Origin of the sequence: Pseudonocardia alaniniphila (genome assembly GCF_022524485.1) — a bacterium.
Lineage (GTDB): Bacteria > Actinomycetota > Actinomycetes > Mycobacteriales > Pseudonocardiaceae > Pseudonocardia > Pseudonocardia alaniniphila.
On sequence record NZ_JAKXMK010000056.1, the window covers coordinates 21,361 to 36,387 of the forward strand.

12 protein-coding genes are annotated in these 15,027 nt (G+C 70.5%); 3 read left to right on the forward strand and 9 right to left on the reverse strand.

Annotated elements, in window-relative coordinates:
- Positions 1 to 53: 53 nt before the first annotated feature.
- From nrfD to MMF94_RS41005, 4 genes are all read right to left on the reverse strand, one after another.
- Positions 54 to 1,055, reverse strand: coding sequence for an NrfD/PsrC family molybdoenzyme membrane anchor subunit (gene nrfD / locus MMF94_RS40990; RefSeq protein ID WP_241042903.1), 1,002 nt, complete (start codon positions 1,053 to 1,055; stop codon positions 54 to 56).
- Positions 1,052 to 2,089 carry a 4Fe-4S dicluster domain-containing protein gene (locus tag MMF94_RS40995; RefSeq protein WP_241042904.1) on the reverse strand — a complete coding sequence of 346 codons (1,038 nt, stop codon included), beginning with the start codon at positions 2,087 to 2,089 and terminating at the stop codon, positions 1,052 to 1,054. Before MMF94_RS40995 ends, nrfD begins: the two co-directional genes overlap by 4 nt.
- Entirely contained in the window at positions 2,086 to 5,346 is a 3,261-nt protein-coding gene (fdh, locus tag MMF94_RS41000) for a formate dehydrogenase (RefSeq protein ID WP_241042905.1), read from the reverse strand. The genes MMF94_RS40995 and fdh overlap by 4 nt, the downstream gene beginning before the upstream one ends.
- A gap of 248 nt (positions 5,347 to 5,594) precedes the next feature.
- Positions 5,595 to 6,536, reverse strand: coding sequence for a cyclase family protein (locus MMF94_RS41005; protein ID WP_241042906.1), 942 nt, complete (start codon positions 6,534 to 6,536; stop codon positions 5,595 to 5,597).
- Between the two features lie 197 nt (positions 6,537 to 6,733).
- Here MMF94_RS41005 and MMF94_RS41010 point away from each other — a divergent pair, with 197 nt between their 5' ends.
- Together MMF94_RS41010 and MMF94_RS41015 are read left to right on the forward strand one after the other, a co-directional pair.
- Positions 6,734 to 7,792: a LacI family DNA-binding transcriptional regulator gene (locus tag MMF94_RS41010; RefSeq protein ID WP_241042907.1), complete on the forward strand. Its 1,059-nt coding sequence runs from the start codon at positions 6,734 to 6,736 to the stop codon at positions 7,790 to 7,792.
- Between the two features lie 76 nt (positions 7,793 to 7,868).
- On the forward strand, positions 7,869 to 9,605 hold the full coding sequence (locus MMF94_RS41015; RefSeq protein WP_241042908.1) for a pyruvate dehydrogenase: 1,737 nt from the start codon (positions 7,869 to 7,871) through the stop codon (positions 9,603 to 9,605).
- Positions 9,606 to 9,622: 17 nt separating this feature from the next.
- Here the strand turns inward: MMF94_RS41015 and MMF94_RS41020 are convergent, their stop codons facing one another.
- From MMF94_RS41020 to MMF94_RS43940, 5 genes are all read right to left on the reverse strand, one after another.
- Positions 9,623 to 10,732, reverse strand: a complete 1,110-nt coding sequence (locus MMF94_RS41020; RefSeq protein WP_241042909.1) for a haloacid dehalogenase type II — start codon at positions 10,730 to 10,732, stop codon at positions 9,623 to 9,625.
- Positions 10,729 to 11,667: an alpha/beta fold hydrolase gene (locus MMF94_RS41025; RefSeq protein WP_241042910.1), complete on the reverse strand. Its 939-nt coding sequence runs from the start codon at positions 11,665 to 11,667 to the stop codon at positions 10,729 to 10,731. The genes MMF94_RS41020 and MMF94_RS41025 overlap by 4 nt, the downstream gene beginning before the upstream one ends.
- Positions 11,668 to 11,751: 84 nt before the next feature.
- The gene (locus tag MMF94_RS41030) at positions 11,752 to 13,266 is read right to left on the reverse strand and encodes an MFS transporter (RefSeq protein WP_241042911.1); all 1,515 of its coding nucleotides are present in this window, start codon (positions 13,264 to 13,266) and stop codon (positions 11,752 to 11,754) included.
- A gap of 204 nt (positions 13,267 to 13,470) precedes the next feature.
- Positions 13,471 to 14,229, reverse strand: a complete 759-nt coding sequence (locus MMF94_RS41035; RefSeq protein ID WP_241042912.1) for a GntR family transcriptional regulator — start codon at positions 14,227 to 14,229, stop codon at positions 13,471 to 13,473.
- A gap of 23 nt (positions 14,230 to 14,252) precedes the next feature.
- Positions 14,253 to 14,747 carry an alpha/beta hydrolase fold domain-containing protein gene (locus MMF94_RS43940; RefSeq protein ID WP_379660574.1) on the reverse strand — a complete coding sequence of 165 codons (495 nt, stop codon included), beginning with the start codon at positions 14,745 to 14,747 and terminating at the stop codon, positions 14,253 to 14,255.
- Positions 14,748 to 14,835: 88 nt separating this feature from the next.
- Here MMF94_RS43940 and MMF94_RS41045 point away from each other — a divergent pair.
- Positions 14,836 to 15,027: NAD(P)-binding protein (locus MMF94_RS41045; protein WP_241042913.1), on the forward strand; the 192-nt coding region annotated here is incomplete at its 3' end.

Sequence of the window (15,027 nt, forward strand, 5' to 3'; positions counted from 1 at the left end):
ACGGCACAGCGGCACGGACCTACCGGCAGAAGGGGCCGCTCGTACCCCGAGAATCAGAATCGGCTGCGGTTCAGTCGCTCGCGTTGGGGCACGACGGTGTATTTCGGGTCCTTGGCCGACTCGACGCCCGCCTCGAACACCCCGAAGCGCTGGAACACGCTGCCCGCGGCCAGGGCGAGCCCCGAGGCCATGGCCACCGTCCGGCTGCGGCGTCCGCCGAGAAGGGTGCCGATGAGGCCTGCGGCGGTGAACAGCTCGGAGCGGCGGCGCCACCGGTGGGCCTGCCCCGTGGTGTAGGCCTCGCTGGCCAAGCCGAGCTGGGTGTCCACCAGCCGTGACGTCGCGAGCTCCGCTGCCGCTCCGCAGACCGCGAACCAGCGTGCGGGCTCTGCCTCGTCCACCCGCGTCAACACCATGGCGAGGCCGCCGGAACTGGCCGCCGCGGATCCGGTGAAGACGAACGGGAGGATCAGGCGGGCCTCGTTCCACGCCGGCACAGCCGTGTGCGAGAGCAGCACTGCGGTGTAGGACGCGAGTCCGGGCGCGACCAGTGCCGCGGACATGCCGGCCGGGCGGGCAAGGCCGTGCACGAGCCTGCCGAGCAGGCTCCGACGCCAGCGACCCGGCATCAGCTCGTCGACCGCGGCCAGACCCGAGCCGGGGCCGAAGGCGGTGATGATCCACGTGCCGATGCTCATCGGGGAGGTGGGCTTCGCGACGCGGAGCATGTGGTGGAAGCGTTCGGGCCGGCCGAGGTCGCCCACCAGGAAGATGGCGCTTGCGGCCAGCGCGGCGGCGGAGCCGAGCCGTCCCGCCCGCCGGAGGCTGGGCCGGCCCGTCACGTCCGCACCGGCCGCGAGCACAGCGGACCCCGCCGCGAGCCCGCCGGTGAACAGGTAGGCGGGAACCTTCCACTCCCACACCGGCGCCTTGAGCACCGGGCGGCCGTAGTAGGAGCGGAACTCCGCCCTCGGGACCATCGGCTGCTCACGCGTGCCACCGTGACCAGGGCTGCGTGTGGTGGCCGCGCGCGGGGCGGAGCGGTGCTCGGTCATCGACGGCTCCTGACGAACGCCGCGATGCCCGCGGCGAGGAAGGCGGCAGCGGCGGCGCCTGCGCTGCGCCACATCGCGACGGCATCACGTGTGGGGACATGAGGGTCCGGGGGAAGGCCGTAGACCTCGGCCTCGTCGAGCAGCAGGAAGATCGCGCCCGTGCCGCCGACACCGTCGTCCGGGTCGGCGCCGTAGAGGTGGGCCTCGGGCACGCCTCGCTCGTGCAGCTGTTCGACCCGGCTCGCCGCACGTTCGCGCAGCTCGTCGAGCTCGCCGAACTGGATCGAGTCGGTCGGGCAGGCCTTGGCACACGCCGGCTCGAGGCCGTCGTGGAGACGGTCGTAGCAGAGCGTGCACTTGTTGGCCGTGCCGAGGGTGATGCTCCGGTCGATCACGCCGTAGGGACAGCCGGAGACGCAGTAGCCGCAGCCGTTGCAGATGTCCTGCTGGACGACGACGGTGCCGAACTCGGTGCGGAAGAGGGCGCCGGTGGGACAGACGTCCAGGCAACCGGCATGCGTGCAGTGCTTGCACACGTCCGACGACATCAGCCAGCGGAAATCGGTGCGGCTCTCCGCGCCCGCGTCGTCACCCGGCCGCTGGAACGCCGGCATGCCGAGGTCCGCGGGCGCGGTGGCGACGTCCAGTGGCGACGTGCCGAGCTCGGCGCCACCCCGCTCGGCCGCGCGCAGTCTGCTCGCGACGATCTCGGCAGGCCCGTCACCTGCGGATCGACCGGTCGGCAGCCCGGCCAGCCCGGCGCTCTGGGTGCCCAGCGCTACGGGCTGCTCGACGAAGGACACGTGCCGCCAGGTGCTGGCGCCGAGTGAGCCGGTGTTGTCCATCGACATGCCGAGCAGGTCGAACCCGTCGTCGGGGACGTCGTTCCATTCCTTGCAGGCCACCTCGCAGGCCTTGCAGCCGATGCAGACCGACGTGTCGGTGAAGAACCCGACCCGCGGCGGATGGTCGACATGACCCGCGTCGCCCGCGACGTCGTGCAGGGGGCCGCGGAGGCTGTTGTCGCGCTTCACGATGGCTCCTCCTCGGCCCGCGCGGTGACGAGTTGTGCACCGGTGTCGGCCGTGATGCCGGCGCGGTCGCGATAGGCGGCGACGTAGCCGAGCAGCTCGGCCCCACGGGGCCGGCGACCGGGCTGGATGTCGCAGGTGGCGACCTTGCTCTCCTGGATGTAGACGTTCGGGTCGAGGACCATCCCGAGCAGGTCGTTGAAGCCGTCCCCGGTGACGAGCCCACTCGCGCCCCAGTGGAACGGCAGCCAGATCTGGTGCAGGGTCCGGCCCTGGACGCGCAGCGGCGCCAGCCGGTCGGTCACCATCACCCGGGCCTCCACCGCGGTGCGGCTGGTGATCACGTGTGCCCAGCCGAGGTGGGTCAGCCCTCGCTCGGCGGCGAGCTCGGGCGAGACCTCGACGGTCAAGGCGGGCTGCAGCTCCGCGAGGTAGGACAGCGTGCGGCTCATCCCCCCGGCCGTGTGGTGCTCGGTGAGCCGGGACGCGGTGAGCACGTAGGGGAAGACGTCGGTGTGCGCTTCGGGCGGAGCCGGGTTGGACGGGTTGTCCTTGCGCGCGTACACCAGACGCGCCGGGTTGGCCTGCTGTGTGTAGAGCGGGTTGCGCACCGGCGACTCGTGCGGCTCGTAATGCGTGGGGAAGGGGCCGTCGACCAGCCCCCGGGGTGCGAACAGCCAGCCCTTCCCGTCGGCCTGCATGATGAACGGGTCGTCGCCGCGCAGTGCCTCCACGCCCCAGGCGCCCGCGGGAGGCCGGTAGCTCGGCGGCTTCGTCCGCTCGAAGTCCGGCACGTCATGGCCGGTCCATTCGCCGCGGTCCTCGTCCCACCAGACGAGCGCCTTGCGCTCACTCCACGGGCGGCCCTGCGGATCGGCCGAGGCGCGGTTGTAGAGGATCCGCCGGTTGTAGGGCCACGCCCACCCCCATTCCAGGGCGGTGTGGTCCTGCTCGAATCGCGGTTTGCGGTCGGCCGCGTGGTTGACGCCGCCGGCGTAGACGCCGCTGTAGATCCAGCAGCCGCTCGACGTGGTGCCGTCCGCCTTGAGGTCGAGATAGCCGTCCACCAGCTGTCCGGTGGTGAGGTCGTAGCCGTTGATGTGCTTCAGGACGTCCGCTGCGGACGGCTCGTCACCGGCCTCCATCTCGTAGTCCCAGGCGAGATCCAGCAGGGGCCGATCGCGATCGTCGGTCGACCCGGCCAGCCGCTCCCGCAGCAGGCGCCCCAGGTGGTAGAAGAACCACAGGTCAGAGCGTTGGTCACCGGTGGGCTCCACCGCCTTGTCTCGCCACTGCAGCATCCGTTGGGTCTGGGTGAACGAGCCCGGCTTCTCCACATGCGAGGCCGCGGGGAAGAAGAACACCTCGGTGCGACACTTCTCCGGGACGATCTCACCGGTCTCGATCTCGGGTGAGTCCTTCCAGAAGGTGGCGCTCTCGATCATGGCGAGGTCGCGGACCACCACCCAGTCCAGATTGGCCATCCCGAGCCGCTGCAGCCGGCCGTGCGCCGACCCGACGGCCGGGTTCTGGCCGACCAGGAAGTAGCCGAACACCGTGCCGTCGATCATGTCGAGGACCGTGCGGTACGTCCCGTGGTCGCCGTTGATGCGCGGCAGGTAGTCGTAGCAGAAGTCGTTCTCGGGCGTGGCCCTCTCGCCCCAGTACTCCTTGAGCAGCGACACCATGTAGGCGTTGGCGTTGCACCAGAAGCCCTTCTGGTTCTCCCCGCCGCAGATGCTCTCTAGATAGCTCGTCAGATCGTGGTGTACGCCGGCCGACGGCATGGCCAGATAGCCGGGCAGCAGGTTGAACAGGGTGGGGATGTCGGTGGAGCCCTGGATGCTCGCGTGCCCGCGCAGTGCCAGGATGCCGCCGCCCGGGCGGCCGATGTTGCCCAGCAGCAGCTGGATGATCGACCCGGCCCGGATGAACTGCACCCCCACGGTGTGCTGGGTCCACCCGAGGCTGTAGATCAGGGCTGTCGTGCGATCCCGCCCGGAGTTCGCCGTCCAGGCCTTGCACACCTCGAGGAACTGCTCCTTCGGGGTACCGCAGAGCTCCTCGACGAGCTCGGGGGTGTAACGGGAGAAGTGGCGCTTGAGCACCTGGTACACACACCGCGGGTGTTGCAGCGTCGGGTCGGAGGCGACCTCGCCCGCCACTCCGTGCAGCTTCGGCCCGCCCGCCCCGTGTGTGTCGCCCCGCGCGTAATGGCGCTCGGCGCCGGCCGGATCCTCCTCGACGCCTTCGTAGTGCCACGTGGAGGGGTCGTAGGTGCCTGTTGTCGGGTCGTACCCGCTGAACAGCCCGTCGAGGTCCTCCGTGTCCCGGAAGTCCTCGCGGATCAGGTGAGAGGCGTTGGTGTACGCGGCCACGTACTCCCGGAAGTCCAGCTCGTTGCTCAGGATGTAGTTGATCACCCCGCCGAGGAAGGCGTTGTCACTCCCGGCGCGCAGCGGCACATGTACGTCGGCCACGGCGCTGGTGCGGGTGAACCGGGGATCGATGTGGAAGACCCTCGCCCCGCGCTCCTTCGCCTCCATCACCCACTGGAAACCCACCGGGTGTGCCTCGGCCATGTTCGAGCCCATGATCACGACGCAGTCGGAGTTGATGAGATCCTGCGGGTAGCTGGTGGCGCCACCGCGGCCGAGCGAGGCTCCCAGACCGGGAACCGTGGCGGAGTGTCAAACGCGGGCCTGGTTCTCGATCTGGATCGCGCCCAGGGCCGTGTAGAGCTTCTTGATGACGTAGTTCTCTTCGTTGTCCAGCGTTGCTCCGCCCAGGTGGGCGATGCCCATCGTGCGACGAAGCCGATTGCCCTGGTCGTCGTGCTCCTGCCACCCCTTGGCCCGGGCATCCAGCACCCGGTCCACGACCATCTCCATGGCCGTGTCGAGGTCCAGGTGCGTCCACTCGGTGGCGTAGGGAGCCCGGTAGAGCACCTTCTGCTCCCGCTGCGGGCCGGTGACGAGCTGCTTGCTCGCCGATCCCTTGGGGCAGAGCCGGCCGCGCGAGATCGGGCTGTCGGGGTTGCCCTCGATCTGGATCACTTTCTCGTGGGCGACGAAAACGTCTTGAGCGCAACCAACGGCGCAATACGGGCAAATGGACTTGGCAACGCGATCCGCGGTTGCGGTGCGTGGTTGCATCGCCTCTGATCTCGCCGACTCCGCGGCCGCGCCGCGGCCCAGTGGGTCGGCGCCCGAGAGCTGCCGGTATACCGGCCAGGATTCGAGCAGACGACGCACGTTCATGTGCTTCTCCATCCGGTGGAGATGATTCAAGAGGCGATCACGGCGCGCCAGTGCAACCGTTCTCCAGCACACCATGCGGTGGTACGAGATACAAGCCTGGCGAACAGGGGTTGCCTGATCACCGGGGTGTGCATCCCAATACTGTGATCTCGCGCTCCACCGTGGACATCGAGTTCTGTCGGTGCGCTATGCGCGATCGCAGTAACGTTTCCGGGCAATGAATTACCGCGCTGGATGACCCGCGCGGGTCAGAAGACGGCGACGGGATTCACCGCGCTCGACGTCACGCCGATCATTCGCCACGGCACCAGCGACAGCAGGAACTCCCAGCGGTACTTCTCCTGGCAGGTCCGGGCGAGCGCGTCGAGCGCCGCGTTGTCGACGAGCCAGAGTCCCAGTGCAACCAGCCCCACGACGTGAATGGGCATCCGGAGGTCGAAGTCGGCCGACTCGGCCGGCACGACCTCCTGCTGGCCGTCGGTGCTGAGCAGCGCGACGTCCCGCTCCCGCAGGAAGGGCAGGGTGGCGGCGCTCAGCCCGGCCGCGTGGTCGTCGGGGTGCCGTCCCTCGGCTGCGGTGCGGGCGAAGTTGCCCGTGCGCACGAACAGGGCATCCCCCGCGCGGACCGTGACGCCCTGGCGCGTCTCGGCTTCTGTGATCTCGTCCGGCGTGATGGCGTGGCCGGGCTCGAGCCAGGGCGTGCCGTGGACGGCAGGGATGTCGAGCAGGACGCCCCGGGTGATGATGCCCTGGGCCGCCTGGTGGACCGACAGCTTGGTGGCGCCGCCGACCGTACGCACGTCCGACGCGTCGAAGCCGTTGTAGTTCTTTCCCTCCCACGAGAAGTGGGCGAGGCCGTCGAGGTGTGTGGGTGAGCCGTGGGCGATCAGGCCCACGTACTCGCGCACCGCGTCGAACCGACCTGCCCGGCCGAACAGGGCTTCGACCTCGTTCAGCTCCATGTAGCGCTGGATCTGCGTGCCGTGTCCGAGCGGGTCCGGGTTCTGCGGATCCATGTCGAACGACAGCGATACGGCTGTGCCGTCGCGCACCGTGCCTGCTGCGGCGCGCCGGACGTCGTCGGTGATCAGGTTCAGCGTCCCGAGGCGGTCGTCGTCGCCCCATCTGCCCCAGTTCGACAATGTCTGGAGGTATCCGATCACGTCTGCGTCCTGCGGTTTCCCTGCCATCTCGACTCCTTGGATTGTCGGTCCCTCCGGGGCCCGCTCGAAGGTACTTATACGTGTAAGTGATTCCAGGTTCGCACCCGGGACTGCGGCGGGCAAGGACGTGTGCAGCGGGTCATAGGGCGTCCCGACGCGGCCGCAGTGCGGGAAGGGACGCATCGGGGCCGGTCCGGGGGGATCGGGCTCTCTACGCTTGTGACATGGTCGAACGCCGGGAGCGGGCCCGCCGCACCACGATGAACGACGTCGCGCGCGTGGCCGGCGTGTCGTCCGCCTCGGTGTCCTACGCCCTGACCGGCGCGCCAGGAGTGAGCGACGAGCTGCGCGAGCGGATCCGGGCGATCGCGAACGAGCTGGGTTACCGGCCGAGCCTCGTGGCCCAGGGGCTGAAGACAGGCCGCGCCCGCAGCATCGGCCTGCTGCTCGCGGACATCAGCAACCCCTTCTACACGGAGATCGCGGCCTGCGCGGTGGCCGCCGCGGGGGACGAGGGCTACGAGGTGCTGATCTCGCACGTCGGGCTCGGGCAGGACACCGACGGCGACGATGACGGCGAGCGCGAAGCCGCCCGGCTGGCCGCGGTGGCGCGTGCCCACATCGACCGGTACACCAGCGGCCTGATGCTCACCTCGCTGCTGGCGAGCGACCGGCCGCTGCTGGACGAGCTGCGCCGCACGCACGTTCCGGTGGTGCAGCTCTACCGCAAGGTGCCCGGTGAGCCGTCGGACTGGGTGGGCATCGACGACCACGCCGCCGCCGAGGACGTCATGAACCACCTGATCGCGACCGGGCGCCGCCACATCGTGGTACTCGGTGGGCAGCGCTCGTCCTACGCGTCGACGGCTCGCGCCGCCGGCTTCGTCGACGCCCTGCGCGCCGCGGGCCTGCAACCCGCGAACCTCGATCAGGGGCTCTGGGGTGGCATCAGCCGCCGCTCGGGCTACGAGCGGGCGCGCGAGCTGTTCGCCGGCGACACCCGGATCGACGCCGTGGCGTGCGGCAACGATCTGATCGCGCTCGGCGTGCTCGACGCCTGCCGCGATGCCGGTCGCGCGGTGCCCGACGACATCGCCGTCACCGGTATCGACGACATGAGCTTCGCCAGCGTGGGGCCACTGCAGCTGACCACGGTGAGCGTGCCGCGGGAGCAGATGGGGCGACGTGGCGTGCAGCTGCTGCTCCGGCGGATCGACGGCGACTCTGGGCCGCCGGTCGAGGAGGTGCTCCCGCACCGGCTCCGGGTGCGCGACACCGCGTGAGGCACGTCATGACGGGAATTGCGACGGGTCCTGGCTCGGACAATGAGCTGTAGATCTGTCGCCACAAGGAGAAGCCATGGCTGCCACGGTTGCCGATCAGATGATCGAGGTTCTCGTCCAGGCGGGAGTGCGCCGCATCTACGGGCTGGTGGGGGACAGCCTGAACCCGGTGGCGGACGCGGTCCGGCGTCATCCGGACATGGAGTGGGTGCATGTACACAACGAGGAGGCCGCGGCGCTCGCCGCAGCCGCCGAGGCCCAGCTCACGGGGAGGCTTGCGGTCTGCGCGGGCAGCTGCGGGCCGGGCAACACCCACCTGGTTCAGGGCTTGTACGACGCGTCGCGCAGCGGCTCCCCGGTGCTGGCGATCGCCTCGCACATCCCGTCGACGGAGATCGGCACGAACTACTTCCAGGAGACCCATCCGCAGCAGTTGTTCGTCGAGTGCAGCGTGTACTGCGAGCTGGTCTCGCGCCCCGAGCAGCTGCCGCGCCTGCAACGCATCGCGATGCAGACGGCGCTGGCCCGCCGGGGCGTCGGCGTCCTGGTGCTGCCCGGTGACCTCGGCGGCGAGCCGGCGCCGTACCCGACCGGGCACAGCGACCTCGTCACGCCGCGGGCCGTGGCGCAGCCGGATCCCGAGCAGGTGCGGGCGTTGGCCGAGAAGATCAACGCCGCCGGCGCCGTCACGCTCTTCGTCGGAGCCGGGGTCCGGGACGCTCGTGCGGAGGTGCTCGGGCTGGCCTCGCGGGTGCACTCGCCGATCGGGCACTCGCTGGGCGGCAAGGAGTGGATCCAGTACGACAACCCCTACGACGTCGGGATGAGCGGGCTGCTCGGCTACGGCGCCTGCTACGAGGCCACCCACGAGTCCGACCTGCTGATCCTGCTCGGCACGGACTTCCCCTACGACACCTTCCTGCCCCAGGCGCGCACCGTGCAGGTCGACCGGGAGGCCGCTCACCTGGGCCGCCGCACACGTCTCGACCTCGGAGTGCACGGTGACGTCGGCGCCACGCTGCGCGCGGTGCTGCCGATGGTCGAGCAGAAGACCGACCGGCGGTTCCTGGACCGGATGCTCCGCCGTCACGCCGAGCAGCTGGAGAAGGTCGTCGCGGCCTACACCACCAAGGTCGAGCGGATGCGCCCGATCCATCCGGAGTACGTCGCGGCTCTGCTGGACGAGGCGATGGACGACGACGCGATCGTCACCGTGGACACCGGGATGTGCAACGTCTGGGCCGCCCGCTACATCACCCCGACGGGGCGGCGGCGGATCATCGGCTCGTTCCGCCACGGCACGATGGCCAACGCGCTCCCGCACGCCATCGGCGCCGCGTACGCCGAGCCGGGGCGCCAGGTGGTGTCGATGTCGGGCGACGGCGGGCTGACCATGCTGCTGGGTGAGCTGCTCACCGTGGCCGAACACGACCTCCCGATCACGATCGTGGTCTTCAACAACGGATCGCTGGGCATGATCCGCCTGGAGATGATGGTGGCCGGCTACCCGTTCTTCGAGACCGACCACGGGGTGGCCGACCTGGCAGGGGTGGCACGCGCCTGTGGTGTGCCGGCCGGCACCGTCGAGGATCCGGCCGAGTTGCCCGAGGCACTGCGGAACGCTCTCCACACGCCCGGGCCGTACCTGCTCGACGTGCGTACGGACCCCAACGCCCTGTCCATCCCGCCGCACATCACCGCGGGTCAGGTTCGCGGGTTCGCACTGGCGGCCACTCGCACGGTCCTCGACGGCGGCGTCGGCAAGATGGTCGAGCTCGCCCGCAGCAACCTGCGCTCCATCCCGCGCCCCTGACCGACCGGGCTCCCTGCTCACATCTCGATCATGCTGAGCGCGGAGGCCAGCTCAGTGAGCGAGCCGGCGGTGACGCCGGGCGGATCGCCGATCGTGTCGAACGGGCCGCCACCGCGGTTGATCCACGCCGTCCGCATGCCCGCGGTTGCAGCCCCGACGACGTCGAAGGAGTTGCAGGAGACGATCCGGGTCTCGTCGATCGGACGGTCGATCGTGTCTGCCGCGCAGCGGTAGACCGCGGGGTGGGGTTTGAAAGCGCGGACGGCGTCGACGCTGATGACCGAGGAGAAGTACTGCTGCAGTCCGCTGTTCTCCAGGCACTCCCGCAGCATGGCCGGGTCGCCGTTCGACAGCAGGACAGTCGGGTAGCCCGCCTCCGACAGCATCTCCAGGCCGGGGACGACGTCGGCGAACGGCTGGAGTGCGGAGTAGTGGGCCATCACCGCCGAGCGGGCGCCCGGCGGGAGCGTGCAGCTGCACTCGGCGAGCGCGAACTCGAGCGCGCGTTCGGTGATCCAGGCGAAGTCCTCGTAGCGTCCCATCACCGTCAGCCGGAACGAGTACTCGATCTGCTTGCGCCGCCATTCGACGGCAACGCGCTGTGCATCGCCGCGGGGGAGCGTCCGTGCCAGCTCGTCGGACACCGACAGTGGATCGACCAGGGTCCCGTACAGGTCGAACACCAGCGTCTCCCGCCGTGCCTTCCCGGCCGGTGGGCCTGGCTGCCGCGACCTTGCCGCGGGGATGCGGTAGATCTCGCCCGTGGTGACGAGCGCGTCCGCACTCCACTCACCACCTGCGCCTTCGACCAGCCACTGCAGGATGGTCCACAGATCGGCGTCGGCGGCCGACTCGTCCAGGGGCGTCAGCCCGACGACGAGGGCGTTGATCTCCACGCCCGCCGGGAACCGCTGACCAGAGCGAGCGACGAACACGAGCTCGTAGATCCTGCCGTCGACGTTCAGCAGGCCCGGCTCTCCCGGTCCGGGGGCGCCGAGATCGAAGGCCGTGGTGAGGAACGAGCGGAACTCCGGATAGTGGCCGAGCGACGGTTCGACGAGCAGGGGCACGGATCGATGGCCGGTCGGGCGCTCGGCGGCCGGCATGATGATCGGGACTCGGGTCACCTCGCGCCTCCGGGGATCACGCGGCCGGTGAAGTCGGCCAGCAGCCTGCCGATCTCGGCGCCGGAGTCCTCCTGGAGGAAGTGCCGGCCTGTGACCAGGTGGGTTCCTTCGGCCTGCGGCCAGACGTCGTGCCAGGTGGCGGCGAAGACGTCCGGGGCGAAGACGTCGTCCTCGCGGCCCCAGATCACCGTGGCCGGCAACCGCAGGGCGCGCACACCGGCTTCCAGCCAGGCGAACCGGTCGGCGGTGATGTCGGTCGGGCGGTCGAGGGGGATGGACCGCGGCCAGGTCCAGGTGAGCATCCGATCGTCCGGATCCTGGAGGACACCGGTGTAACCGGCCATGGACTGCGCGGCGAAGCGCCGGCGGTCGACGACCGACAGATACATCCCTCGGCCGGGCATCGCTGCGTGGGTGCCGAGCAGGTAGGGCCCGACCATCGGGGCGTGCATGAGCCGCCACGGAAGGACGCTCTCGTGAAACGAGGAGGCAGGCGAGATCCAGGCCCACGTCGACATCACCGCGACGGCAGCTGCCCTGTCCGGCCGGGTCAGCAGTGCTCCGAGGCCGGTCGGTCCGCCCCAGTCGTGGCAGACGAAGGTCACGTTCTGCAGGTCGAGGGCATCGAGAAGGGCGACGAGGTTGGCGGTGTGGTTGTCGAGGGTGTGCACACCGTGGGCTCGGGGCTTCTCGGACAGTCCGAACCCGATCTGATCGGGTACGACCACCCGGTGACCGGCGGTGAGCAATGGCCTGATGACGTCACGCCAGAGGAACCCCCACGTGGGGTTGCCGTGCAGCAACAGCACCGGGGGTGCGTCCGCGGGGCCTTCGTCGATGTAGTGCATCCGCCACCCGTTCACGGACACGAACTGCGACCGGTACGGATAGCGCGTGCTGATGCTCGGTGGCAGGTCCGCGATCGTCGGGTACACGATCAGCCGAGGTGGGGGCCGGTAGGGCCGAGGTTCTCGTTCGTGCTCGCCATGCGGTTACCGCCTCGTGAGATTCTGGAGTGATCAGCCCACTCTTAGTCGCGTCGCTTCGCCGTTGTCAACGGCGGTCCGCGGGAGCCACGCGACCACGGCGATCCCGAGAACGACGACGACGGCAGCGGCGGTGCGCAGACCGGTGCTCATGGCCGTGGTGAACGCGGCGGCGACGTCGTGCAGCACGGCGGCGTCGGTGGTGCGTTGATGGGCCGCGGCCACAGTGGACGGGGCGTCCGGCGTACGGAGTGCGGGCGGGAGCAGCGCGGTGAAGCGGGCGTTGAGCACGCTGCCGACGACGGCGACACCGAGGGCACTTCCGAGCTCGCGGGCCACGCTCTGCAGGCCTGAGCCGGTGCCGGCGCGGTCCGGCGGGAGCGCGGCCATGATCCCGCCCGACAGCGGTGGGGTCGCGGTGCCGCAGCCGCCGGCGATGAGCACGATGCACACGGCGTACCACGGGTAGGGCGTGGCCGGGCCGACGAACGACGCGCCGATGAGCCCGGCGGCGAGCGTGGTCAGTCCGAGACCCACCGTTGCCGGGGATCCCAGCCGGCGGAACACGGGCAGGGTGGCGCGCGGGGCGATCCAGAGCGCTGCGGCCATGGGTAGCAGGCGAAGACCGGCGTCGAGCACCGAGTAGCCCTTGGCGTACTGCAGGTACTGGCCGTTGACGTACATCAGCCCGAACATGCCGATGAACACGACCGCCATCCCGAGCGTGCCGGCACGCACGGCGGGGATCGTGAACAGGCGCGGGTCCAGGAGGGGGTGCTCGGCATGTCGTTCGCGAACGGTCCAGATGCCGAGGAACAGCGCGGCGGCGCCGAGCCCGGCGAGCACCTCGGCCGACGCCACGCCGGAGGCCGCCACGGACGCGAGCCCGTACAGCAGCGCGACGCAGCCGCCCGTGAACAGGAGGCTGCTGCGGACCGAGATCCTCCGGCGGTGGTGCGGTTGGCGTGGGGCGACACGGGCGGCCGCGGCGAGCGCGACGAGGGCCAGCGGGACGACGGCGGCGAACAGCGCGCGCCAGGACCCGTACTGCACCGCCGCCCCGCCACCCACGTTGCCCAGCACGGCGGCGACCCCGGTCATCGAGGCCCAGACGGCGATCTGCCGCGGCCGCTGCCCGGCGTCCACGGATCCGACCAGCAGCGCCAGCGTGGTCGGAAGCGTGGCCGCCGCGCCGACCCCGGCGATCACGCGGCCGCAGATGAGCACCGCGACGGTGGGAGCGACCGCGCAGACGGCGGTGCCTCCGGCGAAGATCGCCATCCCGCACAGCAGGGTGCCCTTCCGCCCGAAGCGGTCGGCGACGGCACCGGCCGGGACGAGGAGACAGGCGAAGACGACGACGTAGCCGTCGACGACCCACAGCAGTTCGGTGGCGCCCGGGTGCAGCTCGCTCGCGGCCAGCGACGGGATGGCGAGATTGATCGCCGACACCATGCCGACCACCAACGCCACGCACATGCACATCGCCACGCTGAGGGGCCAGGTGCGACGAGTGGCGGGGCCGGCATCGGGCACGGCGATACCCACAGGTGAACCTCCTCGGTGTGCCCGCGCCCGTGCCGGGGCGGGCCCGGCCGACCGGCCGGTTCGGATGGCCCGGGGCCTCGACAGCTCTGAGTGCCGACTCTATGCACCCGAATGTTTCGGCGAAGTTACGCCACCCTCTCTACCTGCGGAAACCCGTGAGCTGCGGCGATTGCCCGCAGGACGCGAGATCCGCCACCCCCGGCTTCAGTCCGGGGCCGAGCGGTGCAGCGTCGCCTGGAGCATGAGCCGGTCCGCACGGATGTGCACGGACTCGGCATCGACGGGCCTGCCGTCGGCGAGGCGGGTGAGCCGCTCGATCGCGAACACCGCGGCGCCGGGTTCGATCTGCAGGAGCCCCGCCGTGTCGGGGCCGGCGTTCACCGCGTGCACCGACACCTCGGCCTGCCCGAGCCGACGTCCGGTGGTCTCCTCGATCAGCGCGAACAGATCACGGCCCGCGAGGTCGTGACCGAGCAGGTTCGCGCCGATGTCGGGCGCCAGATAGGTGGTGTCCAGCGAGAGCGGCAGCCCGCCGAGCCTGCGCAACCGCTCGATGTACACCACGTCGGTGCCGGGCTCCAGCTCGAGCCGCTCGGCCACGGCAGCGGGCGGGTTCGAGATGGTGCGGGCGGCGCGGACCTCGTTGGTCACCGGCCCGTACCCGGTGAGGGCCTCCGCGAGACCGGCGAGGCGGTCGAGGCCGTGGCCGTACTTCGGCATCACCACGATCGTTCCGACGCCCTGGCGGCGCGTGATCAGACCCTCGGATCGCAGCAGGCCCAGCGCCTCACGAATGACGTTGCGGGACGCCGCGAGCTCCGTGCCCAGTGTGCGTTCGTCGGGAAGGAGCCCGTGGCCGAAGCGTCCGCCGGTGATCTGCTGGCGCAGCACGTCGGCGACGCGGCGCGCATGCTCCGCGCGCGAGCGTGCCGTGGCCCCACCGGCCCCGCCTGCCGTCGTCACCTGCTCATTCTGGCGGCGCGCCGTCAGGGCAGCAGGTCGTCGAGCGCGCCGAGCACCTCGCGGCTGCGCGCATCCGCCGGGTCCACCACACCGAGGAAGGCGAAGTAGCCGTGGATCAGCCCCGGACCGGGCAGGTGCCGCACGGTGACGCCGGCGGCATGCAGGCGCTCGGCGTAGGCATCGCCCTCGTCGCGCAGCGGGTCGAACTCGGCCGTGGCGACGACGGCAGGCGGGAGGCCGGCCAGGTCGGCGTGCACGAGGTCGAGGTCGCCCATTACCCACCCGCCGCCATGCAGGTAGGTGACGACTCGCCCGCCATCGTCGAGCGGGGTGTAGATCCGCACCGGAACGGGACAGGCCGGGCCGTCGACGGTGCGGTCCGTGACCTCGGCCACCGGCTCCGGTGCGTAGCCCTCACCCCGGCGGGCCATCGCGAGTGAGCGGTAGTGGGCCCGGGTCTCCTCGGCCGTCCCGCGGACCAGCGGCAACGCCCGGGCACTGGTCAGACGGTCGATCACGTCGCGGAACTGTGGATCGAGCCCCAAGCCGTCCCCCATCGCGTGCGTTACCGGGCTTCGACGATCACAGTAGGCAGGAGGAGGGACCATGACTATTGCTCAGGAGAGCACGGAAACGACCGACGTGCTCGTAGTGGGGGCGGGCTTCGCCGGCCTCTACATGCTTCACCGCCTGCGTGGCCTCGGGTTCTCGGCGACCGTGCTGGAGGCGGGTGACGGGGTCGGTGGCACGTGGTATTGGAATCGCTATCCGGGTGCGCGGTGTGACTCGGAGAGCTAC